Raw genomic sequence first — 26,299 nt, forward strand, 5'->3', positions numbered from 1 at the left:
TTCGACCGATCGCTCGCCAACATATAACGAAGAGTGAGAAAGCCCAGGATCAAAGCAACCATTAAGGGAATAGGAATTGTCAACATAGCCACCAAATAGACCAAGATCCGGTTCTGCGCGACCTAAAACCGGTTCGAGGACGCGCATGTATGCCGTATAAGCATATCAGAGGTCATCAACTCAACATTGGAGACCTGAAATGAGATCTATAATCTTCGCCTCTTCCCTCACCCTTTTTTCTGCATTCGCAGCCTATGCGGAACCCAAAGTCGGCTTCGACCGGTTTGTGGTTCAAGCCGCTCATCGCGCCGGGCCAATCGCTGCAGGGATCTGGTCGCCTATCGGCAGGGCAACCTATGTTGGTCAAGTCGGAGGCAACGCGGTGTTTGAGCACGTTGAAGCCTATATTGGAGCTGCCCTCCCGAATGAAAAAATGCCATTAATTGTCGTATCACATGGTTCCGGTAGCAGTATCGATGGTACAGCTTGGCTTGCTGCTGGCTTGGCTGAACGTGGCGCTTTGGTTCTCGTTCTGAATCATCCCGGCACGACAACTGGCGACAGTTCTCCGCGTCAAACAGTGCGCCTCTCCGAGCGTGCGGAGGATTTGAGCGCTGCACTCGACCATGTTCTGAACGATCCTTATTTCTCTAAGCATATAGATACAAATCGAATAACGGCTTTGGGCTTTTCGCTCGGCGGTTCAACGGTACTAGGGCTTGCGGGGCTACGTTTAGATTCTGACGCCTATCGCAACTATTGTGACAAGTTCGGGGAATCCGCCCAAGATTGCCTGTTCCTGATGCGCGGCGGGGTTGATTTCGATAACCTGCCTTTCGAGTTTTCGGCTGATATGGCGGATGCGCGATTTACCAGCTTTGTAGCGGTTGATCCCGGCTTCACCTATGCTGCGATCCCAGAAAGCGCAGCGGCGATTCAGAATCCTGTTCAACTTGTGACACTTGGCGATAGTTTCCCTTGGTTCGCAACGGACCTAAGAGCTGAAGGTAGTGGTCTGGTTGGGATGCTGCCGAATACGGAGCACGCCGTGATCCCAAATGCATTTCACTATTCATTTCTCCCAATCTGTACCGAAAATGCTGCGCAATTGCTGATTGAAGAGGGTGAGGATCCGATCTGTGACAATCCGGATGGTTGGGACCGATTAACGGCGCATAATGCTTCCATCCAAGCCATCGCGCAATTTTTGAAGCTTTGAACTTATCTTTTGATACCCCTCTTGCTTACATAACTGAGGGAACAAGGTCGTTCTTACTTAATGGTTCTTGGTGAGGCTAATTTTCCAAAACAGCATGGAAACGGCAGCTTTATCACACATCTACCCGTGTAACGCGCGCCTAATCGGCGGCAACGCTGTTACCTTCTGGCTGCCCAAATATAATATTGATAGGTGGATGGGCCGCCAGCACCTTTTAACGCATCAACTTGCAATGCAGGCAGGCTTGTGAGCTTCCAACCATCGTCCTGCCAATCTTTCACACAATTGGCCTCTTCACAGATCACAAGCAGTGCTTCACGCTTGAAGTCTTTCATATCAAGCCAAGGATTATGCGCAGGATTAGTCTGAAAGATAGTTTGCTTTTTTTCCTCGGCGGAAAATGCCATGCCGTAGGTTAGCGTTTTGTCACCGCCAAATGCAAGCAAACGATTATATCCTGCCTCATGCCAAATTGCTTCAGCTTGCTGCGCCAGTTCTTCATAAGGCATTAGGGAAATGCCTCTTGGTTTTGCAAGGTCCGCATCTTTTAAAAACGGTGAAGCGATCAATGCCACTGTGCAAAAAAGAGAAAAGACAATCGGCCCGACCCATGGCTTTGATTCAAATTTTTCCGCTGGTAAAAACAGCACAACCAAAAGCGGCGCGACGATATGAATGGGTAAGGACCAATTACTGGTTAGCGGCGTCCACATCACAAGAGCAATAAGCATTGTCGCAATGATTGGCCCAACAAAAGCGCAAAGGATGATGTTAACCATCGGGTTTTTAAACTTTTGCGGCACATGGGCAAAGTTGAAAATTTGCAGTCCTTCACTAAAGGACCGAAAAAACACCAATGCAACAAAGCCAGGAAGTAGATAGACAATCTGCCCAATGAAGAACTCTGCCTGCCTGTAGATAATATTGCTTATGCTGTCGTTACCTTGTTCACTTGCCGCAAAGACGAAGGGCCGGAAATCATTATCGATTAGCCAAATAATGTGCGGCAGTAAAACGGCGAGGAACACAGCTGTTGCCACCAGCCCAACACGCCCAAACACCATGGAACGCATATGCGGCATTGTCATCGCGTGAATAAACAATGTGATGATAAGCGTGGCGGAGAAATATTTTGACAGCATCGCCAAAGCAGCAACCAGCCCTAATGCTGTAGCATCGATCAGCCTGCTTTTTTCATACAATCGAATGTAGAAGAAAATGGTTGCAGCCCAATAGGGCAACATGGCCGCATTTGCATTGTAACGGATTGCCTGAAACCCAAGCAAAGGCATAAATAATGCGATCAGCAATGTGCAATCTTGCTGGCGTTCATTTAGAAAACGGCGCGCGATCGCAATCATAAACCCAAGGCTTATGGTCAAATTGAGCGCCGCAAGAAGCCAATAATTTAGTCTTGTTCTGGGAAAAAGCTCAAACCAAGCAGCGACCGTCCAGCCAAATAAGGGTGGGTGCGCATCATTGCCCCACTGCCATCTGATGCCCCAGACATAGTTTTCAAACATGTCGCCATAGCTGTCGAAGCTGACCTGCGAAAGCAGCGGGAAAATCGTCCAGAAGCCAAGCGTAGCTAACAGATAATAAAAAATGCGCGGCGATATGGGATACATATCGCCGCGCATTGAAATGGTTTTGTTCAAAGTAGAATTAACGTGAGTAGAATTCGACTACGAGGTTTGGTTCCATCATGACTGGGTATGGCACATCGCCCAATGAAGGAACGCGCACATATTTTGATGTCATTTTAGTGTGATCAACTTCGAGGTAGTCCGGTACATCGCGTTCAGCAAGCTGAGTTGCTTCAATAACAAAAGCAAGCTGCTTAGATTGTTCACGAACTTCAACAACATCGCCTTCTTTGAGGCGGTATGATGGAATGTTCACGCGTTGGCCGTTCACTTTAACATGGCCGTGGTTCACGAACTGGCGTGCAGCAAAGATCGTAGCAACGAACTTTGAACGGTAAACCATCGCGTCCAAACGGCTTTCAAGCAAACCGATCAAAAGATCAGGTGTATCGCCTTTACGACGTGATGCTTCGTCGAAAGTTTTACGGAACTGTTTTTCAGAAATGTCGCCGTAGTAGCCTTTAAGCTTCTGCTTGGCACGTAGCTGAACACCGAAGTCAGACAATTTGCCTTTACGGCGCTGACCGTGCTGGCCTGGGCCATATTCGCGGCGGTTAACAGGTGACTTTGGGCGACCCCAAATGTTTTCGCCCATACGGCGGTCTAATTTGTATTTTGTCGATTCGCGCTTGCTCATCGCATTTCCTTTCAAGTTTTATTGCCCAACACATAATGTCTTGGGTCAAGGAAACGCGCCCTCCTCTGATAGCTATTGCCATCTGACAGAACCAGTTACGCACGCATTGTATGTAATGGCTCACGGGACACGTAAAAAACCCCGCAGAAGCGGGATGGCTGCACTTATGATTATTTGCGCGATTTGTCAAACCTTATGCCGCACTAATCCTGATTATTCGGCATGCATGCCTTTGACTAGGCCAAAATCATTTAAACGGAAAGAATATGCTGATCGCAATTATGGAAACGATGCCGACAATAATGTTCATCGGAACGCCAATTTTGAGAAAATCAGTGAATTTATAATTGCCCGCACCATAAACGAGCGTGTTTGTTTGATAGCCAATCGGCGTTGCAAAACTGGCGCTGGCAGCAATCATAACAGCAACAAGAAATGGCCTTGGATCAACACCAAGCTGCGCGGTCAGTGAAATGACAATCGGTGTTAAAATAACTGCGACCGCATTGTTGGTGACAATCTCTGTTAGGAAGGACGCAATCACATAGACCGCGATCAGCGTTACCAAGAGTGGCAGGCCCGTCAAATACGGCACAATCGCAGATACAACCAGCTCAACAGCACCGGTTGCTTCTAATCCAGCACCGACAATGAGCATCGAAAAGATAAGGATGAGGATCGAGCCATCAATCGAGCTCCAAGCCTCATCATTATCAATGCAGCGCAGTAGTAGAATGCCGACAACACCGACGATTGCTAAAAGACTGATTGGCAAAATGCCCAATGCGGCAAAGGCGACAATGCCTACTAGCGTTAAAATGGCAATGGGTGCTTGCCTGCGGCGAAACGCGCGCGCGGTTGGCTCTGTTATTGATACAACATCGCCCGATGCCGCCAATGTCTGAAAACCAACCGTATTGCCTTGTAAGAGCAGCTTATCGGAGGGACGCAAACGCACGCTGGCAAGGTCAGAGCCTGCAATATGTTGAGGCCTGTATGCACCAAGCACACGCACCCCTGCACGGCGTCCTAAAGCAAGATCAGAAATACGTATACCGCGCTGCGAGCGCTGCGCTGTCACAATGGCCTCAGCGATATGCACATCTGAATCACTGTCGGCATCTGAAAAACTGCGCAATCCGACGCGCAAACCGGTTTCTTCGGCCAATGTTAGCAGTTCAGATGTTTTAGCAATCACAATGAGCGCATCGCCTTTTTGAAGCACGCAATCATTGATGTCGGATCTGCTTATCTTACCGCCGCGCCGAACACCTGTTGTGCGCACACCTGCGCGCTGCAAATCAGGAATATCTTTGATGGCTTTGCCGATACCAGCATAGCCCGCCAGCACGGTAATCTCGGATAGAAACGGTGTCTCCTGATCTTCTTCGTTTGCGCCGTCATGTTCACGGTTTGGCAAAAGGAAACGGCTTAAAATCACCATCGCAGCGCCGCCAAACAGTGATATGGCAAGGCCAACGGGTGCGATTTCAAAGATCGTAAAGGGTTCAATGCCGCTTTGCCGCGCAACACCATCAACGAGAATATTCGTTGATGTACCAATCAATGTGATGCTTCCGCCCAAAATAGCAGCATAAGAAAGCGGGATTAAAAGCCGTGTTGGTGCGAGGTTTAAACTTACCGCAAGACGGATAACAACCGGAATTAAGACCAGCACAACGGGCGTATTATTCATAAAAGCGGATGCGGCAATCGTTGCCAGAAAGAAAGCGACAATAGCAATCACAGGCCGCACAACGGCATATTCAATGATAAAATTGGCGATTGCGTCCAAAACACCTGTTCGAACGAGCGCGCCCGACACGACGAACATAGCGGCAATGGTAATCGGTGCCGAATTGGAGAAAACGCCCATAACATCGTCTGTGGGCACCAGTCCAAGAATGATAAAAAGTGCGGCAGCACCTGCTGCGGTTACTTCTGGCGGGTATTTTTCCCAAACAAAGGCGGCAAATAGCAATCCAAGGATCGCAAGTGCAATATAGGGAGCATATGGCGCTAGGTCTGCCGTCATATTACCTCTGCGAAATTTCCAACTGGTATATTTTCCCGCGATGCGCGTTCTGACTAACTATCATGCGGTAATATCGTTCCAAGTTATTCAGCCACCGATAGAATTAAAAAAACAGGTAAAATATTCCAATTTTTTAGGTTCAGCTTGATTTAATTACTAAGATTGATCGCGCCGACAACTTCAAGTCCGGCAAGTATAGAATCAACAGCAATCGTTGCGAGAACAATACCCATAACGCGGCTGACAACGCTCGCGCCTGTCGCGCCAATGATTTTATGAATTTTACTTGCCAGCAACAACAAAAGAAGCGTTAGCCCCAGTACAATCAGCAAGATTGTCGCTGTGACAGCCTGTTCTGGTATCGAATAACGATAATTATCGGTCAGGATAACCACACCAAGCATCGCGCCTGGTGATGCAATAGACGGCATGGCAAGCGGGAAAACCGCGCCGGAAAGATGGTCCTTTTCAGCCGCCTTTATTTCAGTGGAAGGCTTTGAATCACCAAAGATCATTTGCAGCGCAAACAGCAAAAGGATCAACCCGCCTGCAATCTGAAAGGCCCCGAGCCTCAATCCCAAGGCTTCGAGTAGAAACTGCCCACCAATCAAAAAAGCCATCAAAACAGCGGCGGATATAAACACAGCGCGAATAGCAAAGCGTCGATGCAAATGAGATGGCACACCAGCTGTTGCGTATAAAAAGACCGGCAATGAACCGATCGGATCAATCACCACAAAAATGGTGATAAAGTCTTTCAATATGGAAGACCAATCAATCATAATAAGCTTTTCTAATGGGGTGTTGTCGGCGAATATTCGTTATCATCTATGGATATGCCGTTCCGATCAACCCAAACCCAACAACCAAGCGCTGAATTTCTTTCGATACTTGATTGGATGTAAACAAAGCAATGTCCGGCAATGCGGCATCACGTTGTTTGAATGTCAAATCACTAGCTAACGACACGGCACGGCGCGCAATTGCCTCACAGGTGTCAATCCAATCGACGGGCCAAGGCGCAGTCTTGCGCAACCTGTTCACAAGGAATGGATAATGCGTGCAAGCAAGCACGACAATATCAGTGCGTTTGCCATCTTGCTTCACAAAACATGGCGCAGCTTCCGCCCTCACCGCAGCCTCATCAACAAAACCGGTGCGCATATAAGTTTCGGCCAATTGTGCAAGATTCTCGCTGCCAACCAACCGCACATGGCATTTGCTAGCATATTGCTTGATCAAATCGCGGGTATATTGCCGCTTCACTGTTCCGGGAGTCGCCAAAACTGAAACAAGTCCCGAATGCGTGCGTTCAGCCGCTGGCTTGATCGCAGGCACAGTGCCGACAAAAATCTGATCGGGATAGACTTTACGCAAATGATGGATCGCTAGAGTGGATGCTGTATTGCAGCCGATTACAATCATGCCCGGATTATGCCGTTCTATCAAAGCGGCAAACAGCTTGGTCATGCGCTCTAAAAGTTCTTGCTCTTCCCATGCGCCATAGGGGAACGCCGCATCATCGGCGACATATATATAGCGCATAGAAGGCAGGATAATGCGCATTTCTTTTAAAACGGAAAGACCGCCAATACCGCTGTCAAAAACCAATACGGACGCATCACGCGGTTCAGCCATTTTTGGCAGCCTCTTTTTGCGCCTTTCGGTGGGCATCATCATCAGGACTGCCTGCCCCGCGCGGCATTTTACGCGTAAACCGATCAAGCGATGAAATGACACCGCGCAGCACTTGGATTTCATCTTCTGAAAATCCGGGGCGGGTTAGCACAGCACGCAAGTTTTCAGTCAAGACTGGCTTTTTTTGCGGCGTTCTAAAATAACCACGCGCATCAAGCGCTTCTTCCAACTGATTAAACATTCCAAGCAAATGTTCTTTTGGCGCTTCTTCAAAGCTGGCACCAGCAAATGGCAAAATATCCGCCTCGACGTCTTTGGTTTTGAGAAACTCATAGGACATCAACAAAACGGCCTGCGCTATATTGAGCGATGCATAGGCTGGATTGACCGGAAATGTGACAATATCATCGGCAAGGCTAACTTCTTCATTGCGCAAGCCAATACGCTCACGCCCGAACAACAGACCGACTTTTTGATTTTTCACAAAGCGCGCACGCAAATTAAGGCTAGCCTCTTGCGGACCTAAAACTTGTTTGAACCCATCGCGCATACGCGCTGTTGTGGCGACAACATAGTTCAAATCCTCCATTGCCTCTCGCAAGGTTGGATAGATTGTTGCTTGTTCCAAAACATAAACCGCTCCGCTGGCAGCACTGTTGGCTTTCTCATTTGGCCAACCGTCGCGCGGATTAACAATGCGCAGATCAATAAGGCCAAAATTGGCCATTGCTCGCGCGGCCATGCCGATATTTTCGCCAAGTTGCGGCTCTACCAGAATGATGGATGGGCCTTCGGCCAAAAGTTCTTGTTTGTTGTCAGTGCCTGCCATTGGGCGTCGCTTAATCTTGTCACGGTTACAAATACTGGTCTTGTCATATTCAGAGCGGCCATCAAAGTCATCCCCAAATCAATAAATGGGATAAGATGATGCTTTCTGCTGCTTTTATATTTGTCGATGGTGCTCTGGATGAGGAGTTCTTTCGGTTGGACGGCCTTATTGAGCAAGCGGCAAAAGCAACCGATGGTTATCTTGGCGTCGAACGCTGGGTCGAACCTGAGGGTAAAAAGCGCAATTCCACCTATTACTGGCGCGACGATGCAGCCCTAAAGGCTTTTTCTAACAATCCGATTCACCTAGAAGCCAAGCGGCAATATCAAAAATGGTATGAGGGCTTTCATGTGATCATTGCGCGGGTCGAAAAAACCTATGGCGACGGTGCGCTGGATAGTTTTTTACCCGATAATCGCGCCAAATTCCGCAGCTGACACAAAAAACTATTATTAAACGAAAGACACTGGTTCAAAAGTTTGCGCAGTGTGAATGGCTTTGCTATAGCCCATTTCATAATCCGACGGATATGCGCGCTGGCGTATATTCACCACACCAAAAACTGAGGCATACATGGCTAAAATCAAAGTCGCCAATCCCGTTGTTGAGCTCGACGGCGATGAAATGACACGCATCATCTGGCACTTCATCAAAGAAAAGCTCATTCATCCTTACCTTGATATTGATCTAAAATATTATGATCTGAGCGTAGAATCGCGTGATGCGACGGATGACCAGATCACGATTGATTCAGCTAATGCGATCAAAAAATATGGTGTCGGCGTTAAATGTGCGACGATCACACCTGATGAAGGCCGTGTTGAAGAATTCAAACTGAAGAAAATGTGGCGTTCGCCAAATGGCACAATCCGCAACATTCTTGGCGGCGTGATTTTCCGCGAACCTATTATCTGTAAAAACGTACCGCGCCTTGTTCCTGGTTGGACAAAGCCAGTTATCGTTGGCCGCCATGCTTTTGGTGACCAGTACCGCGCTACAGATTTCCGCTTTCCGGGCAAAGGCAAACTGACAATGAAATTTGTCGGTGATGATGGCCAAGAAATCGAACACGAAATTTATGACGCGCCAGCAGCTGGTATCGCGATGGGCATGTACAATCTCGACGCTTCTATCGTCGATTTTGCCCGCGCATCATTGAATTATGGCTTGCAGCGCAAGGTTCCTGTTTATCTTTCTACAAAAAACACAATCTTGAAGGTCTATGACGGCCGTTTCATGCAGATTTTTGAAGAAATCTATCAGGCAGAATTCAAAGAGAAATTTGAAGAAGCCAAAATCTGGTATGAGCACCGCCTCATCGACGACATGGTTGCCTCTAACCTTAAATGGTCTGGCGGCTATGTTTGGGCATGTAAAAACTATGATGGTGACGTTCAGTCCGATACAGTTGCACAGGGCTTTGGTTCTCTTGGCCTGATGACATCTGTTTTGATGACGCCAGATGGTCAGACTGTTGAAGCTGAAGCTGCACACGGTACAGTGACACGTCACTACCGCCAGCACCAAAAAGGCGAAGAAACATCAACCAACTCAATCGCTTCGATTTTTGCATGGACACGCGGTCTTGCGCACCGTGCGAAACTCGACAGCAATGATGATCTGATGAACTTCTCGCTCACATTGGAAAAAGTTTGCGTTGATACCGTTGAAAGCGGCTTCATGACGAAAGACTTGGCACTCTTGATCGGTCCTGATCAGCCTTGGCTTTCAACAACAGGCTTCCTCGATAAAATCGACGAAAACCTGCAAAAGGCAATGGCTTCCAGCTAATATGGCCCATGGTCAACGCACCATATTAAGGGGGCTTGCGGTAATAATACGCCGCAGGCCCCTTCTTTCTTCTGCTTTTTTAGCAACCGCTGCACTGACCTTTATTTTTGGTCTTAAAGCTATTTTCTACTTAACTTATTGGACGGATCATCGGCAAAAACCGATCGCCTCATGGATGTCTATCAACCATATTGCGCGGGTCTGGAAAGTTGATGCGGATGCGCTCAACGGCGCTTTACAAATTTCTGATAGCGCGATGAATGGCGTATCAATCGCCCGCATAGCGCAAGAAAAAGGCGAACCGGTACAGGTCATTATAAAGCAAATAAAATCAGTCATTGAACAAGAACATGGCGAGCCTCCGTCATGATCGATACTGTTCTGACTTGGTTTGCTCTTTACGGCGTGCACACATTGTTCGTTGCGCTTTTTGCTGGGCAAACAGGCATCATTCCTGTTCCCACAACGATTATTCTTTTAACCGTCGGCACCATGCTGGTCGATAAAACCGTTGCCCCCATCAATGTGTTTTTGTCCTGCCTATCAGGCGCTGTTCTGGGTGACCAGTTCGGCTATGCTATTGGACGCGCTGGCGGGCCTGCATTTGCGGCTTATTTAGCCGATAGCCGCTGGGGCAAAATGTTCAAACGGGCCGAAATGTATTCTTTGAGATGGGGCGCGATTGGCGTTTTCTTTAGTCGTTGGCTGGTTAGCCCGGTCGGCCCATATTTGAATTATCTGGTTGGTATGACCGGCCTGCCTTGGCTGCGATTCACCGTCATGAGTATTTGCGGTGAAGCCATATGGATTGCTGGATTTTTGGCAATTGGCTATGGTTTCAGCGCGTCGATAACATCGATCGACAGCCTTGTTGCCAATGTCTCATTCTTTATTGGCGGCCTCGTCGCCACACTGTTTTTCTGGTCACGGGTCAAAAGGTCGCTTGCCAAATCGAAAGCTGGCAAGCGCCTTTGAGTTTTTAAAGCGCTGCCGCGATTGCTTCAATCGCTGCTTCTGCTTTTGCACCATCTGGCCCGCCAGCTTGCGCCATGTCAGGGCGTCCGCCGCCGCCTTTACCACCAAGCGCTTCAGAGCCGACACGCACCAATTCAACGGCGCTTTTGTCTGCTGTCAGATCATCAGAAACACCAACCACAATGCTGGCTTTGCCGTCTTCTGAAACGGCAATCAACGCGACAATGCCAGAACCAAGCCCTGCTTTTGCCTCATCAACCATGGGCTTTAGATCACGCGGTGAAACGCCGCTGACAACACGGCCAAGGAATTTGACCCCATTGATGTCGCGCACGCCATCATCGCCGCCGCTTGATGCAGGACCTGCAAGTGCAAGCGCTTTGCGTGCTTCGGTCAGTTCGCGTTCCATTTTCTTGCGCTCATCAAGCAAGCCTTCAACGCGGCTAACAACATCATCCGGTGATGTTTTAAGCAGGCCCGCCGTGCGGCGCATCATAGCATCTTGATTTTGCAAATAGTGACGTGCCGCCTCGCCTGTCAGCGCTTCAATGCGGCGAACGCCGGATGAAACTGCGCTTTCGCCAATAATTTGCGCAACGCCGATTTCACCTGTCGCCGCCACATGTGTTCCGCCGCACAATTCAAGCGAATATGTCTGGCCTTGCTTGTCGCCGTGCAGCGCTGTGCCCATCGATACAACGCGCACTTCGTCGCCATATTTTTCGCCGAACAACGCCATAGCGCCAGCGTCGCGCGCATCATCAACATTCATCAGACGTGTCGTAACAGGGCTATTTTGCAGCACGATTTCATTGGCAATATCTGAAACTTTGGACAGATCATCATCTGAAATCGGTTTGTTGTGCGAGAAGTCAAATCGCAGACGATCTTCTGCCACGAGCGAGCCTTTTTGAACAACATGCGTGCCCAGCACTTCGCGCAGCGCTTCATGCAGCAAGTGGGTTGCTGAATGGTTTGAGCGCAGCTTTGAGCGACGTTGATGATCAACAATCAGTTCAACCGATGCGCCTTTGGCGACGTCGCCGCTGACCACTTCACACACATGAACAAAAAGCCCGTTGGCTTTTTTCACCGTGTCGATAACGTTCAGTTCAAAACCATCACCTTTGATGATGCCGCGGTCGCCTTGCTGGCCGCCAGATTCACCATAAAATGGTGTCTGGTTCACGGTGACAGAAATTTTGTCGCCTTTGGCCGCGCTATCTGCAATGTCGCCATCTTTAACAATGGCGTTAATCACGCCTTCTGCTTTTTCGGTTTCATAGCCAAAGAATTCCGTTGCGCCGAATTCCTCGCGCAGGCCGAACCAGATTTTCTCATCGGCCGCATCGCCTGAACCGGACCAATTGGCACGGGCTTCAGCCTTCTGCTTTTCCATCGCCGTATCAAAACCGACAAGATCAACCTCGATATTGCGCGCGCGCAAAGCGTCCTGCGTCAAATCAAGTGGGAAACCATAGGTATCATAGAGTTTGAAAGCGGTATCGCCAGCAAGCGCATCGCCTTCTTTCAAATCCACAGTCGCTTCATTGAGCAAACCAAGGCCGCGCTCGAGCGTTTTGCGGAATTTTGTTTCTTCCAGCTCTAGCGTTTCGGTAATCAAACCGCGCGCCCGATCAAGCTCAGGATAGGCTGCGCCCATCTGCGTAATCAGTGACGGCACAAGACGGTGCATCAACGGGTCTTTTGCACCCAGCAAATGCGCATGGCGCATCGCACGGCGCATGATACGGCGCAGCACATAACCGCGCCCCTCATTGGATGGCAAAACGCCGTCAGCAATCAAAAAGCTGGTTGCGCGCAAGTGATCGGCAATCACGCGGTGGCTGGCCTTATTGGCACCATCGGCTTTTGTCGATGTTAGTTCTTCGGACGCACGAATAAGCGCTTTGAAAAGATCGATATCATAATTGTCATGAACACCCTGCATGACCGCAGAAATGCGCTCTAATCCCATGCCCGTATCAATTGACGGGCTTGGCAAATCATTGCGCACATCCGGTGAAATCTGCTCATATTGCATGAAAACGAGATTCCAGATTTCAACAAATCTGTCACCATCTTCTTCAGGGCTACCTGGAGGGCCGCCCCAGATGTGGTCGCCGTGATCGTAGAATATTTCTGAACATGGGCCACATGGCCCTGTGTCACCTGCCGACCAGAAATTATCGCTTGTCGCAATGCGAATGATTTTCTCATCCGGCAGGCCTGCAATTTTTTTCCAAAGGTCAAAGGCCTGATCGTCGGTGTGATAGATCGTCACCAGCAATCTGTCTTTGTCCAAACCATATTCTTTGGTGATCAGGTTCCACGCATGGGTGATTGCTTCTTCTTTGAAATAATCGCCGAAAGAGAAATTGCCCAGCATTTCAAAGAATGTGTGGTGGCGTGCTGTATAGCCAACATTATCAAGGTCGTTGTGTTTGCCGCCTGCGCGCACGCATTTCTGCGATGTGGTCGCGCGGGTATAATCACGGGTTTCAAGTCCCGTGAACACGTTCTTGAACTGCACCATACCGGCGGCCGTGAACATCAATGTTGGATCATTGTGCGGCACCAAAGAACTCGACGGAACTTTGGCATGGCCGTTTGAGCCAAAATAGTCGAGGAATGTATTGCGTATCTCGTTAACGCCGCTCATTGGAATACCTGCCTGATCATCAGCATTGATAGTTATTAAGTGCGTGTTGCATCATTGTTTTTCAACTTTGCGCATTGCACTTAACGTTCAGCGCATTGATTAGTCGAAACTATGGGTCAGTGTCCAGCGGTTGCGGGTCTTTGTGGGGTACAAAGCAACGAAAACCCGCCTCTTGGTAAAGAAGCGGGTTAAATCGATCAGATTATGCGACGAATTATCTTATTTGCCGCCGCTTGCTGCGTCGGGCAGATCGTCTTTTGAACCGTCAAAATCTTCGCCGGATTTTGCTTTGCCTGCCGTTTCATCATCATGCAGGAATTGTTCTGCAATCAATCCAGCATTCTGGCGCAAAGCCAATTCGATTTTGTCATAGACATCGCGGTTATCCGCAAGGAATTGCTTGGCATTTTCCCGGCCCTGTCCCAAACGCTGGCTATCATAAGAGAACCAAGAGCCGGATTTTTCAACGATGCCAGCCTTCACGCCAAGATCGACCAATTCACCGGTTTTAGAAATGCCCTGACCATACATGATGTCAAAGATTACTTCTTTGAATGGCGGTGCAAGTTTGTTTTTAACAACTTTAACACGGGTCTGGTTGCCCACAACTTCGTCGCGGTCCTTAACGGCACCAATACGGCGAATATCGAGGCGAACAGAAGCATAGAACTTCAAAGCATTACCGCCGGTTGTTGTTTCAGGCGAGCCGAACATCACACCGATTTTCATACGAATCTGGTTGATGAAAATAACCATTGTGTTGGAGCGTGAAATCGAACCCGTTAATTTACGTAAAGCTTGGCTCATCAAGCGCGCTTGAAGGCCAGGCAGTGAATCGCCCATTTCGCCTTCGATCTCAGCACGCGGCGTCAAAGCAGCAACCGAGTCGATAACAAGCACGTCACAAGCGCCTGAGCGCACAAGCGTGTCGGCAATCTCAAGCGCCTGCTCACCATTGTCTGGCTGCGAAATCAAAAGATCTTCAAGATCAACGCCCAATTTGCGCGCATAGACAGGGTCAAGCGCATGCTCGGCGTCTACAAAGGCGCAAATGCCGCCGCTTTTCTGGGCTTCGGCGATTGTGTGCAGCGCCAATGTTGTTTTACCTGAACTTTCAGGGCCGTAAATTTCAATGATGCGGCCTTTCGGCAAACCGCCAACACCAAGCGCAATATCCAAAGACAATGAACCTGTTGGAATTGTCTCAATCTCTACGATCTGTTCATTCGCCCCCAAGCGCATGATTGAACCCTTGCCAAAAGAGCGTTCAATCTGAGCCAAAGCGGCATCTAATGCTTTCGATTTATCCACTGATTTTCCTTCAACCAAACGCAAGCTATTCTGGGCCATATTTTCCACCTTTAGGTATCGCACAACTGGGGTACGAATTGTCAACGTGATTTATTTGTACCGTATTTGTTCTATTTTTGCAATGCGATCAACCTATTGTTTTTATGTATAAATTTAATTTTGTTCCACTTTCGTTTCGCCGAAACACTATTCCGCTCCAATCTCTTCATCACCAAAACACGGCCCACTTTTGCCAATTTAAGGGAATCGGTTGCCGCAATTGGTTCAAGCACTTAAGTAGATTTGAGAAACATCACTCATTTGCGGATATAAGATAAATGACACCTGAAGTGGTCAGGCTCCTTGCCGTTGGCGGCGCCCATATGGACCGAACCGCACGCATGATTGCGCCGCATATTGCTGGTGCGTCAAATCCTGTGACCTTTAGCGAGCATATTGGCGGCGGTGCATTTAATGTGCTGCGCGGTGCGCATATGCGCGGTGTCGGCCCTGCTGCCATGATGTCTGTGCGCGGCGGTGACAGCGTTGGTGCAGCTGTTGAGCAGGCGATTGAAGATGCCGGACTTGATGATTTCAGCGGGACATTTGTGGACCGTGCAACCCCAACTTACACAGCTATTTTGGATACAGACGGCGAATTAATCACCGCCTTGGCCGATATGGCGCTTTATGATGTTGGTTTTGACAGGCAGGTGCGCCGGATTGAAGGTCGTTCGCGCATTGCAGCAGCCAAGGCTCTATTAGTGGATGCCAATTTAAGCGCGACTGCGCTGATTAAAACGGCAGAACTTAGCGAGCAGCCCTTATATGCAATGGGCATATCGCCGGCTAAAGTCGCGCGGCTAAAACCAATTGCGCAGCGCATATCTGTGCTTTTTATCAATCGACGCGAGCTTAGGGCTTTAACCGGCAGCGATGATGCGAATGCGCTGACCTCTTTGGGGTTTCGCCGTGCGGTTATCACCGATGGCGCCAACAGCCTTCTAACTCTTGAAGACGGCGCTTTGTGCACGCATATCATTCCGGCAAGCGCGTCAATCGTGGATGTTACGGGTGCTGGCGATTCGCTGGCTGGCGGCACGATTGCTGCCTTAATCACACAGCGCGCAAACACATTGAAAGACGCAGTTAGATTTGGCATTGCCTGCGCACAAATGACCTTGCAGGCGAATGGTCCGGTGTGCCAAGCCCTCGCCAACGAAGAAGAATTTAACGCTGTCCACGCCCGCGTCCTTGCGGCGCAGTGATATCAGCGACCAACAGAAAGCATAAGACAATGGATATTCATTATACTGAAGAAGTCAGCAATGCGCTGAAAGAGAACCGTGCGGTCGTGGCGCTCGAATCAACCATCATCACGCATGGCATGCCCTACCCTGATAATTTGGAAATGGCCCGCTCAGTTGAAGCGATTATTCGCGACAATGGTGCCGTGCCTGCAACGATTGCCGTGATTGAGGGCAAGCTTCATGTGGGCCTTAACGACGATCAGGCAGAATGGCTTGCCCAGCAAAAAGGCACGATGAAGCTTTCGCGTGCTGATTTGGCATTTGCAATGGTGCGCGGCGCAACAGGCGGCACAACGGTTGCTGCCACCATGATGGCGGCGCAAGCGGCAGGCATTGCCGTGTTTGCCACGGGCGGTATTGGCGGCGTTCACCGCGGCGCAGAGGAAAGCTTTGATATATCGGCAGATCTCGACGAGCTTGGCCGCACGCCCGTTACCGTTGTGAGCGCTGGTGCCAAAGCTATTCTTGATATTCCAAAGACAATGGAAGCGCTGGAAACGCGCGGCGTGCCGGTGATTGCGTATGGCCAAGATGCGCTTCCGGCCTTCTGGTCACGCGATAGCGGTTTTGCAGCCCCTCTTCGCCTTGATACAGCGTCGCAGATCGCTGAATTCATGCAGATGAGAACGCAGCAGGAAATCTTTGGCCATGGCGGCATATTGATTACCAATCCGGTGCCGGAAAGCAGCGAGATCCCCTATTCGGAAATGGCGACGATTATTACCGTTGCGCAAAACGAGGCGGATCAGAAAAACGTATCTGGTAAAGCTGTCACGCCTTGGTTGCTCAGCCGCATTGTTGAAATTTCAGGTGGCAAAAGCCTTGAGACCAATATTGCGCTGGTGAAGAATAATGCTGATCTTGCAGCTAAAATTGCCGTTGCATTTTCAGCACTTAATTAAATTTTGATTCCGAGATCAAAATAAAATGCAAGCTTAGTTGCGAAAGTTTATGCAAATTCTTGCAATTGTCACAATTACAGCTTACGTTGTGCTTATCGAACTTGACGGACTATTGAATTGCCTGCCCAAACTATCGGTCGCGCACGTTTAAGAATTCTGAGAATTTCGAAATAAACCGGAGTTGAGGAAATGTTTTTTCAGCTCCACGCGAAGACGATAGTGAGAAGGAATTCACATCATGGCTACAGGCACAGTTAAATTTTACAACGACCAAAAAGGCTACGGCTTTATTGCACCAGACGATGGCGCGAAAGACGTATTCGTACATGCAACAGCTCTTGAACGTGCTGGCATGAGCGGCCTTACAGAAGGTCAAAAAATCAACTTTGAAACTGATGTTGATCAGCGTTCAGGTAAAACAGCAGTTTCTACAATCTCTGCTGCTTAAATAATTTAAGTTTCGCTTCATAGCGTTACGAGAGTTTCTTAAACCGCTGCATCAGCAATGATGCGGCGGTTTTTGTTTGTTGTGTGATTACCTACCAATTCCCCGTGAAATGTTTTGAATATGAACACCACTACTCCTTTAAAAATTCGTGAGACGGTTAAAGAACTGCTGGGCGTTGACTTTCAGCAGGTGAAACTTTCTTCGCATCCGCAGATCGTGTCCACGGATCAGCGTGCCCATGGCACAGCCAAAAGACTAAATTTCAAAGCACAAGATGGCAGCGACATTGCGGCCATACTGCTTGAGCCAACGGGCGCAAATTCAGAATCACCTAGCCCGGCTATTTTGTACTGTCATGCCCATGGCGCGCGTTACGATATAGGGATTAATGAACTTATCGACGGTCGCCCTGCACTTATAAATCCTTATGTCGATGATCTTTTAGCGCTTGGATTGGTTGTTCTGTGCTTAGAAATGCCTTGTTTTGGCGCGCGCGCTCACCCTGAAGAAAGCGCCGCATCTAAAACAGCACTGTGGTTTGGCAAAACATTATTTGGCCAAATGCTGGCAGAACTCTCCGCTGGTCTGGATTATCTTTGTGATCTTTCCCATGTGGATTGCGCACGTATTGGCACGCTTGGCATTTCGATGGGTGGCACACATGCTTGGTGGCTGACTGCGCTCGACACTCGCATTAAGGCGGCGGCGCATTTGTGCTGTTTTGCTGATCTTGAATCGCTCGTCAAATTAGGAAACCACGACAATCACGGGCATTACATGACTGTTCCTGGCTTGCTTGCAACCTGTTCTAGCGGGCAATTGGCGAGTTTGATTGCGCCGCGCGCGCAGTTTTGCGGTGTTGGCCTTCAAGATTGGAGCTCACCGCAAGATGCGTTCAAAATCGCACAGGATGAACTGATTAAAGCCTATGAAAACACGCCGACCATGCTGTCTTTTCATATTGAGCCTGACATCGGGCATGAGGAAACACCGGCGATGCGTGCAGCCGTACTAACTTTTCTTAAAAGACGCTTGATAGCGCGCGCGCTATAATCGCGTCACCAACCTCCACTGGTGACGCCAATGACAAGTGACTATTCAATCGCAAATTAGTGTTGATGGCTGCGAATTAAAGCCCGTTTCAGCCAGCGATCACTTCCATCGTGCTTTGCGGCAAAGGGGCTGCGCGAATGAACCATTCGTTTATTGTCAACGATGAGCAAGTCCCCAAAGCGCAGGCGAATAGATATGCGTTTCGCCAAAAGTGCGATTTCCAGCGCTCTGGCGGCCTCTTTTGCGTCGCCATCCATTGGCCGACACGTGTCGATATCAAAGCGCAGCAACCGCGACGTTTGTCGATCTATAATGGGTAGATATGGCAAGTTTTCTGAGTAACCATCCGTTACATTTTCATCCAGCAAGAATTGATAGGAAGGAGATGCCAAATCAGCACAATGATAAGCTGACAGAGCCGGCAGCGCGAACTGGGAATCGTATAAATGGGTTTCTGCTACTCCGGCTAAATCGGGCCGCACGCAATAAAGCATCAGATATTCAGGCGGACTTTCAACAAATGACAGTTCTGTATGCATTTCAAGCAGAACCGCCGAACTCCCAGAAGTCTGCCTATCTTTAAAAGCACTCAGAGGCATTATGTCATGAAACGGTCGGCCATTATGTTGATATGGCAATATTTGCACATCGCCAATGATTGTCGCAATAAATGACAATATAGCCTCGCCAAAATATGGCCCATCATAATTATCTTCCAATGACGTTGGGGTGGCTGGTGCAAAGTCATCAAGATCAGTTGCGATGACAGCATAGCCATCTCGGGCCAATGTCGATCTGATTTCAGTAATAATGCGGGGGCTTAAAGGTCCAGGGAAAGCTGCTTGCAAACATTCTTGATAATGCTTTGGCGCTACTGCTGGGTTTACATTCAGGTGGTTTTCGAAAGTTAAGAAAAAGTCTTTGACTTCAAGTGTTATCATGGTCCTACCGCTCTCTCCACATTGGTAGCCGAAAAACAAATATCAGCGTGTCTACATTGCTTAAATTCTGAACGCACTTAACAGGCCTACGGTGAACATCTAGCCAGCCGCACCAAAAGGTACGGCAATTTTTGCTACCATAGCGTGTATTTATTTTCAACGGAAAAGCTATAATATCTGCTGGCGTAGCGATATATTTTTATATTCATGCCACTGAAATATTTTTGATAACACCCATAGGTTGCAACTCTTGACCCCTATAAGGATTGAATCTCGCACCATCTGCGAAGTAGCTCATGACATTTGGCCACCAAACAGGGTCGGCTGAATATGAATTGACAGCCCAAGGGCAGCAAAGCGGACAGAGCTGCCCTTCACGGTATCCACTTGAGTTTCCGCATTGGGGACCTATGCGAGTCGGGACCAGCCCTATTTTGCTTGCTGCAGCCGCCCAGTTACCTCCTCCGAGGAGCAACGATACCAACTTTGTCCGCTGCCTCGCGGTCTTCAATCAAAGGCCGAAAAATAGAAGGCCCGCACAGATGAACCAGATCACCCAATGAGGGAGTTGTAGTATGCCTGCACCCGTTCGCTTAAGCCATTGCACTTGAACGAACCAAACAATTCCCCAACTGCAGAAGAGTGCAATCAGGCCTTTTAGGACTAAATCCTCGGCAGGACCCAAATCCCAGAGAGCAACTCCAAACAGCAGAAGCGCGATAGCCAACAGATCCACCGACAGCATCTGAAATGCGCCCATTGCTTGGACCCAGTGCCGGGTTAAGTTCTGGGCGGAAGGGTCAGGCGCAATACGGGCGGTTTCCCTTGTCCCACCAAAGACATGCGCGACAACTGCGATGGCCATGATACAGGCCACAATTAGGACTGGGATATTCATGCGATTGGTTCTCCATTGGTTTCATTGCCTCGAAAGACGGTCAGCAAACTCCACAAGAACCATACAGAACTGTATTGAACAAACAAGACAGTTCTGTATAGTAATCCTATGACCGACCGACTGACACGCAAAACTTGGATCGAACACGGCTTTGATGTGTTGCGGTATGAAGGGCATGAAAAGCTCAAGGCCGAGGTGATGGCCAAAGCGCTTGGTGTTTCTCGCGGGAGCTTTTACTGGCATTTTCCGTCGCTCGGAGATTTTCACGACGCGTTGTTGGCCACTTGGCGTGAAGAAAACACGCTGGACATTATTTCGCAGTTGGGAAAATTGTCGGGCGCGCAGGCTCAAATTTCTGCACTTATCCAGATGGGTATTGATGCGCCTCAACCGCTAGAGAACGGAATGCGCAGATGGGGTGGTGTCAACGATGAGGTCGCGGTCGCTCTGGCAGAAGTCGACCAGATACGGACAAGCTATCTGACCGAGCTATTGATCGAGACTGGTCTTCCCGAACAAGTAGCACGGGATCGGGCTGTGTTTTTGACGTGGGCCGCGATTGGTCGGGCCTTTGCCCCAGACCTTATCACCCAAACATCAGCATCGACCGGCCACGAACTCAGTAAGATTTTCGTGCCCTCGACATATGAGAAATGACCCGATGAAAACGATCAGACTGACCTGTGACTACCATCATTGAAGCGGTCTGCGCGTCGTGGAGTTTGGTTGCTGGCGCAATTCTTTGGACTGGTCACATTAACACGTCGAACGCCTTTTAGCGGACGTTCGTCTACTTTGCAGCATTCGGTACTTTGAGCTTCTTGCTGTCGTTCGCTGCGGACCACCCAGAGGGCAGCTATGGGCCGTTAGCGTCAATTTTGACCGACATAGCTTGCATTTACTTTCAACGGAAAAGCTACAATAGCTGCTAGCATAGCGAGATACTGTTATATTTATGTCACTGAAATGTTTTTGATCGCACTAAAAGGTCGCACTTCTTAAAACCTATAAGAATTGAATCTCGCACCATCTGCGAAGTAGCTCATGACATTTGGCCATCAGATAGGGTCGGCTGAATATGAATTGACAGCCCAAGGGCAGCAGGGCGGACGAAGTGACCCAGTTAAAGTTGGCTTTCAAAGTTGCAAAAGGGCGGAGAGCGGAAGTTCGCTACGCCCCGCACGAACTGCAGCTATGCGCAGAAATCTGCCGTTGCAAAATTGCGAACTTTGGTCGCCTTTCAAAACCTGATCGGCCCTTGGCGAGGTTCAGGCTTCATTGTGCAAATCAACGAGGAATTGTTCCTAATGCTGACAACCTGTGCTAGGCTTAATAACGGAGCAGCTTGGCGACAAGGTTAAAGGTGCGAGTCGCATCTGCCATTACGGAACCACTTGCTACGTGTGTCTGGCTGCTCCACCTTAAAGATTTTAAAAATGGCATTTAACTACGATTTACGGCGTATAAAAACAAAAGAGCAGCTTCTCACCTATATTGGTTTAGAAGAGATGTTTTTCGATAGAGCATTGACTTTCAACGTCGCGGAATATGAAGCGCTTATGGCAGAGCCAGTGGTTGAAATGGGTATCAAAGAACTCTATTTGCCCACCTTTTCTCTCCACGAAATTCCCAAGCGAAATCCAAAACGAGGAAAACGAACTGTCTGGGAAGCTAATTCACACATTAACGATGCACTCAAAGGCTTGTCCCGACGCTTAACACTGTTCTTTGAGACAGTCGTTCCAGGTTTTCCTCATCCTCAAAATTGTGGCTACGTGCGAGGCAGGAACATTCGTGAAAACGCTCAATTTCATATTGGAGCAAAATACCTTCTGAAAGCTGACATCGAGAACTACTTCCCCTCGATTTCAATTGGGCGCATCAGCACGTTTTTGGAACGTTTAGGGGTGGCTTCTGAAGTTGCGAAACTGCTTTCCAACTTTTTGTCTATTGACGGGAAACTACCCCTCGGCCTTCCTACAAGTCCAATTATCGCAAATGCGATCAGCCACATTATGGACATCGACCTCAATAGCTTGGCTGAGAAACATGGAGCCATTTACAGTCGATACGCTGATGATTTGACATTTTCCTCCGAGGGAGAGCTACCAACAGAAATGGCAATTTCAGAAATCGTTGAACTGCATGATTTCACGTTGGCGCTGGACAAAACGCGACTTAGCAAGCGAGGGCAGAACCACTATGTTACGGGTCTCAGTGTGTCAGCGACAGACGCGCCTCATGCACCTAAAAGAATGAAACGTAGCTTGCGGCAAGAACTCCATTTTTCGAAAAAATACGGATTGGATGATCATCTAGAACACTTAGGGCTTAGTCATCATTTTGCACGACAAAGTTATATCAACCACCTCGATGGACGCGTGAAATATATCGCTTTTCACGAGCCCAATTTAGCTTCCAAAATTGTCCCACTTTGGCAAGAAATTTTGGAGGAGAGTGGCGATTCTCCGAGCTTCAAACCCAAAAACCAAAATAGAAAGCCCTTTCAGTTCTATGTGGATGAAGCGGAGTTCGAATTAAATGGCATAAAATACTTAGCTCTGGGCATGAGTGGCACTCAGCATCAAGACCATTTAAACGACGTAACCGAAAAAGTTTTGGAAGATTATTTGGCCGACCCATGGTCCGATGGTAATCGAGAAAAAATTGATAAGAAGGGAATGCACTTTACAGATACAACTGAAGATTTGCGGAAAATCTACCTATCGGCACTTCAGCCTCTTCCGTTCAATGGTTACATTGTCTTTGGAAAGCTAACCGCCGACTACCAAGACTGCTATTTAGAGCTTTTGAGATTCGTCTTGAAGCGTCGACTAATGGCTGCCGAAAGTCGTGCGGCATATTTTCATTTTGAACAAACGAGCAAAGTTTCCAAAGATGCGATCACAAAAACAGTTGATGACGTGTGGAAAGAACTGCTCCGCGAAAATAACAGATGTCCAGAGTATGTCGTCATAGACATCGTCGACAAGAAGTATTTTGGCGTTGCTGTACCAGATTTCATGTTGGCTACTTTTTGCAGATACCTCACAACGAATCTGTCAGAAAATGACTACCGGCGAAAAGCCAACATGTTCGAAATGTTGCGAGATAAAATTCGGCTCATTGTGAACGCAGATACGGGCGAAGAATTCGGACGTCGAAATCCACTCGTCAATCCAGATATTGAAAACTTGTAGCTATCCGGAAAACCCGTTTGTGAGTTCGCCATGTGGTGAACGCGGCGATAACTCACGCGTCCGCATTGAGCGGTCATTAGACGCGATCCGCACCAAGGTCGGCTACGGCCAACTTACCAACTTTCTGCAGCGCAGTGAAAGTCATAATTGGGCTCCAAGGAGACATTCGGGCGCTTTCCCAAACCTTTGTTTGTAAAAACCTTTCTGTCGCACGCGAAATACTTCAAAACCTATTTCATATTCGCTTTCATATTCAAATATTCACATTCGGCTATCGTCGAAAATGCTTAGGGCGTCATTTCACACCCAGCTGGCCCTAAACAACCGATAGCGTATATTATCAACGTCACTGAACTAAATATGAGTTTTTTCCGGCAGGCTACGGCGCGCAAAGGCGGCAATCAGGTCTGTTTGCGTAACAATGCCAACGATGGAATTATCTTCAAGGATTGGTATTGCATCGACCTCACCTTGCGCCATTAATGGCAAAAGCTTGCCAATGGAAGTTGTCGGCGTTGCGCGCGGTCCATCAACATCCATCACCTCATGCGCCAATACGGGCCTATCTGATTTTTTGGTCAGCAAACGCGCCATAGCAGCACTAAATCTGAGTGTTGAATTATCCGCATCTTGCGTGCCGCGGCTAATAAGGTGAATTTGAAAAATCACCCCTAAATAATGGCCGTCATGATCGACAACAGGCAGTGCGGTAAATTTATGGCGGCGAAACAGCGCCGCAATGTCCGCCAGCACGGTGTCCGGTTTTACCGTCACAAGATTGCGCGACATAATATCATCGGCGCTGAGCGGCCCTGTTCTGTGGGTTGCGGCTTGCATTTCGGCCGCACCAACTAGCCGTGCCAAATCTTCAACACCCAAATTGAATGATTGCTTATAGCGCTCCAGAATTTCAACCAATTCATCCTCTGACAAACCAAGGCGTTCTATGGGCGCCGGATCTTGCGTGCCATAATTGTTAGGCTCATCAAACTGGCGAAATGGATATCGGCGGCCTGTTAATTTTGCATAAATCGTAGCCGTGATGACGAGGAATATTGTACCTGCGGCAACTGGCGTTAGCGCAAACTGAAATCCAAGCTCAGCCACCGCATCAGAATTCAAGGCAGCCGTCATAGCAACGGCACCTGCTGGCGGGTGAACCGCCCGAAACAAAGATGTCGCAACGATGGTTAGGCCAACAGCCAGAGCAATGCGCAAAGTAAGATCAGGCACGGACAGGCACACAGCAACGCCAACTAAAGCTGCAATTATATTACCAACAATTGCCGACCAAGGCTGCGCCAATGGACTGTTTGGAACCGCAAAAAGCAAAACAGCGCTCGCACCAAAAGGGGCAATCAAATAGAGACGCAGCTGCAAATCTATCGGCAGAAGCGAGAGAAAAAAACCTGCAAGTGCGAGGCCTAGCAACGCCCCAAAGCCTGCCCGAAGCGCTTCTCTTGGCGATGCAAGACCGATAGGCGGTCCAAGAGACCGCAGCATGTTGGATACAAATGTCATTGATAAAATCTATGTGCCCTGCGTTGCACAGCGCTTTGTCACATGCATTTTGAATTGTATAGGCAAGTATTTTTCAAATAAGTGCGAATATTGAATTATCATTCTACAACGATAAAATGAGTGCAAAAAAGGCGGCCATTGCTGACCGCCTGATTTTCTTAAAATAAGCTGAAATTTATTCAGCGTTTTTAGCAATCGCTTCACGCGCAGCTTTAACCAGCGCTGCGCCATCGACGCCTTTGCCATCCATTTCAGCAATCCAGTCCGCTTCAACTTCCGCACCGATTTTCATCCATGCTTCGCGCTGATCTTCCAGATCAATGATCGTATTGCCGGTTTCATCAGCTTTCGAACGGCCAACCTTATCCATATCATCCATGGCCTGACCAAAAAGTTTGGAGACTTCAGGACCGGAATTGTTGTCGATCACCGCTTTCAGATCATCCGGCAGGCTTTCATATTTTGCTTTGTTCATCGTCATGACGAATGTTGCTGTATAAAGGCCCGGCGCTTTGGAAAAACCAGAATGGTTTTTTGTCAATTCAGTCATTTTCAATGGTAATGTTACTTCCCAAGGAATAACCGCGCCATCGATAACCCCTTTTGAAACCGCTTCAGGCACAGCTGGAACCGGCATGCCAACAGGTGTCGCGCCAAGTTTACCGAGCAAGTTCGTGATCACGCGGGTTGGGCCACGCAGTTTTTGGCCCTTAACGTCTTCAATTGTTGCAACTGGTTTGTTGGAATGGATAAAGCCCGGTCCATGTGTGTGGAACACGATTGGATGCGAATCTGTGTATTCATCCAATGCATATTCATTGACGAATTCATGGAATGCTTTTGATGATGTGGCTGAATCGCCGCTCATGAACGGCAATTCAAACACTTCAGATTTCGGGAATCGGCCAGGCGTGTAGCCCACAACCGTCCACACAATATCGGCAACGCCATCCACCGCTTGGCTGTAAAGCGCAGGTGGTTTACCGCCCAATTGCATTGACGGGAAATGCTCGATCTTGATGCGACCCTCTGATTCTTTTTCAACCTTTTCAATCCATGGCTTGATCGCACCATTGGGGATTGATGCCTGTGCTGGCAGAAATTGGTGCAAACGCAGTGTGATTTCCTGCGCATAAGATGCAGTTGTACTCATCATTGCTGCAAGCGCTGCACCAATGATTAAATGACGTCTATTCATAAAAGCCTCCCGTTTATTTGTCGCCCTATCGGGCTTGGCGGTATAATGTCATGTAAAAAATGCGTTGCAACGTTTATTCGGCACCACACAAGCAAAAACAGGCGCC

Annotated in this window: 23 protein-coding genes; 11 read left to right on the plus strand and 12 right to left on the minus strand. The window is 48.6% G+C overall.

The window, feature by feature from the left end; genetic code table 11:
- Positions 1–199 precede the first annotated feature (199 nt).
- Positions 200–1,219 carry an alpha/beta fold hydrolase gene (locus tag N530_RS0104540; protein ID WP_026479743.1) on the plus strand — a complete coding sequence of 340 codons (1,020 nt, stop codon included), beginning with the start codon at positions 200–202 and terminating at the stop codon, positions 1,217–1,219.
- 158 nt (positions 1,220–1,377) lie between these two features.
- On the opposite strand, the gene N530_RS0104545 is transcribed toward N530_RS0104540, so the two are convergent.
- From N530_RS0104545 to N530_RS0104570, 6 genes are all read right to left on the minus strand, one after another.
- Positions 1,378–2,877 (minus strand): glycosyltransferase family 39 protein, encoded by a 1,500-nt coding sequence (locus N530_RS0104545; protein ID WP_155851914.1) that lies wholly within the window; start codon positions 2,875–2,877, stop codon positions 1,378–1,380.
- A gap of 7 nt (positions 2,878–2,884) precedes the next feature.
- Positions 2,885–3,502 (minus strand): 30S ribosomal protein S4, encoded by a 618-nt coding sequence (gene rpsD, locus N530_RS0104550; RefSeq protein ID WP_026479745.1) that lies wholly within the window; start codon positions 3,500–3,502, stop codon positions 2,885–2,887.
- 247 nt (positions 3,503–3,749) lie between these two features.
- A complete protein-coding gene (locus N530_RS0104555) occupies positions 3,750–5,537 on the minus strand; it encodes an SLC13 family permease (RefSeq protein WP_026479746.1) in 1,788 nt (595 codons plus the stop codon).
- Between the two features lie 149 nt (positions 5,538–5,686).
- A complete protein-coding gene (locus N530_RS0104560) occupies positions 5,687–6,319 on the minus strand; it encodes a MarC family protein (RefSeq protein WP_026479747.1) in 633 nt (210 codons plus the stop codon).
- A 46-nt stretch (positions 6,320–6,365) separates the two neighbouring features.
- Positions 6,366–7,175: a glutamate racemase gene (gene murI, locus N530_RS0104565; protein WP_026479748.1), complete on the minus strand. Its 810-nt coding sequence runs from the start codon at positions 7,173–7,175 to the stop codon at positions 6,366–6,368.
- Entirely contained in the window at positions 7,168–8,004 is an 837-nt protein-coding gene (locus tag N530_RS0104570) for an RNA methyltransferase (RefSeq protein ID WP_018687731.1), read from the minus strand. The genes murI and N530_RS0104570 overlap by 8 nt, the downstream gene beginning before the upstream one ends.
- A 95-nt stretch (positions 8,005–8,099) precedes the next feature.
- On the opposite strand from N530_RS0104570, the gene N530_RS0104575 reads away from it, so the two are divergent.
- The 4 genes from N530_RS0104575 to N530_RS0104595 all read left to right on the plus strand — a co-directional run bounded on the left by N530_RS0104575 (position 8,100) and on the right by N530_RS0104595 (position 10,770).
- Positions 8,100–8,441, plus strand: a complete 342-nt coding sequence (locus N530_RS0104575; RefSeq protein WP_081773889.1) for a monooxygenase family protein — start codon at positions 8,100–8,102, stop codon at positions 8,439–8,441.
- Positions 8,442–8,577: 136 nt separating this feature from the next.
- Entirely contained in the window at positions 8,578–9,795 is a 1,218-nt protein-coding gene (locus N530_RS0104585) for an NADP-dependent isocitrate dehydrogenase (RefSeq protein WP_018687729.1), read from the plus strand.
- A gap of 1 nt (position 9,796) precedes the next feature.
- On the plus strand, positions 9,797–10,165 hold the full coding sequence (locus tag N530_RS0104590) for a hypothetical protein (protein ID WP_026479750.1): 369 nt from the start codon (positions 9,797–9,799) through the stop codon (positions 10,163–10,165).
- Positions 10,162–10,770: a DedA family protein gene (locus tag N530_RS0104595; protein WP_026479751.1), complete on the plus strand. Its 609-nt coding sequence runs from the start codon at positions 10,162–10,164 to the stop codon at positions 10,768–10,770. Before N530_RS0104590 ends, N530_RS0104595 begins: the two co-directional genes overlap by 4 nt.
- 4 nt (positions 10,771–10,774) lie before the next feature.
- Here the strand turns inward: N530_RS0104595 and alaS are convergent, their stop codons facing one another.
- Positions 10,775–13,432, minus strand: coding sequence for an alanine--tRNA ligase (gene alaS / locus N530_RS0104600; protein WP_026479752.1), 2,658 nt, complete (start codon positions 13,430–13,432; stop codon positions 10,775–10,777).
- 219 nt (positions 13,433–13,651) lie between these two features.
- Complete coding sequence (recA, locus tag N530_RS0104605) at positions 13,652–14,782, minus strand: recombinase RecA (protein ID WP_018687725.1); 1,131 nt, start codon at positions 14,780–14,782, stop codon at positions 13,652–13,654.
- A 278-nt stretch (positions 14,783–15,060) separates the two neighbouring features.
- On the opposite strand from recA, the gene N530_RS0104610 reads away from it, so the two are divergent.
- From N530_RS0104610 to N530_RS0104635, 4 genes are all read left to right on the plus strand, one after another.
- Positions 15,061–15,990, plus strand: a complete 930-nt coding sequence (locus N530_RS0104610; RefSeq protein ID WP_026479753.1) for a carbohydrate kinase family protein — start codon at positions 15,061–15,063, stop codon at positions 15,988–15,990.
- Between the two features lie 29 nt (positions 15,991–16,019).
- A complete protein-coding gene (locus N530_RS0104615; protein WP_035266400.1) occupies positions 16,020–16,934 on the plus strand; it encodes a pseudouridine-5'-phosphate glycosidase in 915 nt (304 codons plus the stop codon).
- Between the two features lie 238 nt (positions 16,935–17,172).
- The gene (locus N530_RS0104625) at positions 17,173–17,382 is read left to right on the plus strand and encodes a cold-shock protein (RefSeq protein WP_026479755.1); all 210 of its coding nucleotides are present in this window, start codon (positions 17,173–17,175) and stop codon (positions 17,380–17,382) included.
- 120 nt (positions 17,383–17,502) lie between these two features.
- Positions 17,503–18,435 carry a S9 family peptidase gene (locus tag N530_RS0104635; protein ID WP_035266403.1) on the plus strand — a complete coding sequence of 311 codons (933 nt, stop codon included), beginning with the start codon at positions 17,503–17,505 and terminating at the stop codon, positions 18,433–18,435.
- A gap of 56 nt (positions 18,436–18,491) precedes the next feature.
- On the opposite strand, the gene N530_RS0104640 is transcribed toward N530_RS0104635, so the two are convergent.
- Positions 18,492–19,376 carry a TauD/TfdA family dioxygenase gene (locus N530_RS0104640; RefSeq protein WP_026479757.1) on the minus strand — a complete coding sequence of 295 codons (885 nt, stop codon included), beginning with the start codon at positions 19,374–19,376 and terminating at the stop codon, positions 18,492–18,494.
- Between the two features lie 511 nt (positions 19,377–19,887).
- Positions 19,888–20,274: a hypothetical protein gene (locus N530_RS0104645; protein ID WP_026479758.1), complete on the minus strand. Its 387-nt coding sequence runs from the start codon at positions 20,272–20,274 to the stop codon at positions 19,888–19,890.
- A 108-nt stretch (positions 20,275–20,382) separates the two neighbouring features.
- On the opposite strand from N530_RS0104645, the gene N530_RS17420 reads away from it, so the two are divergent.
- Positions 20,383–20,931, plus strand: a complete 549-nt coding sequence (locus N530_RS17420; RefSeq protein ID WP_051540761.1) for a TetR/AcrR family transcriptional regulator — start codon at positions 20,383–20,385, stop codon at positions 20,929–20,931.
- Between the two features lie 779 nt (positions 20,932–21,710).
- Complete coding sequence (locus N530_RS0104655; RefSeq protein ID WP_026479759.1) at positions 21,711–23,474, plus strand: reverse transcriptase family protein; 1,764 nt, start codon at positions 21,711–21,713, stop codon at positions 23,472–23,474.
- Between the two features lie 354 nt (positions 23,475–23,828).
- Here the strand turns inward: N530_RS0104655 and N530_RS0104660 are convergent, their stop codons facing one another.
- Both N530_RS0104660 and N530_RS0104665 read right to left on the minus strand, forming a co-directional pair.
- Positions 23,829–24,995, minus strand: a complete 1,167-nt coding sequence (locus tag N530_RS0104660) for an HPP family protein (RefSeq protein WP_026479760.1) — start codon at positions 24,993–24,995, stop codon at positions 23,829–23,831.
- A gap of 175 nt (positions 24,996–25,170) precedes the next feature.
- Positions 25,171–26,193 (minus strand): TRAP transporter substrate-binding protein, encoded by a 1,023-nt coding sequence (locus N530_RS0104665; protein ID WP_026479761.1) that lies wholly within the window; start codon positions 26,191–26,193, stop codon positions 25,171–25,173.
- Positions 26,194–26,299: the final 106 nt, after the last annotated feature.

The organism is Ahrensia sp. 13_GOM-1096m (assembly GCF_000620605.1).
Lineage (GTDB): Bacteria > Pseudomonadota > Alphaproteobacteria > Rhizobiales > Rhizobiaceae > Ahrensia > Ahrensia kielensis.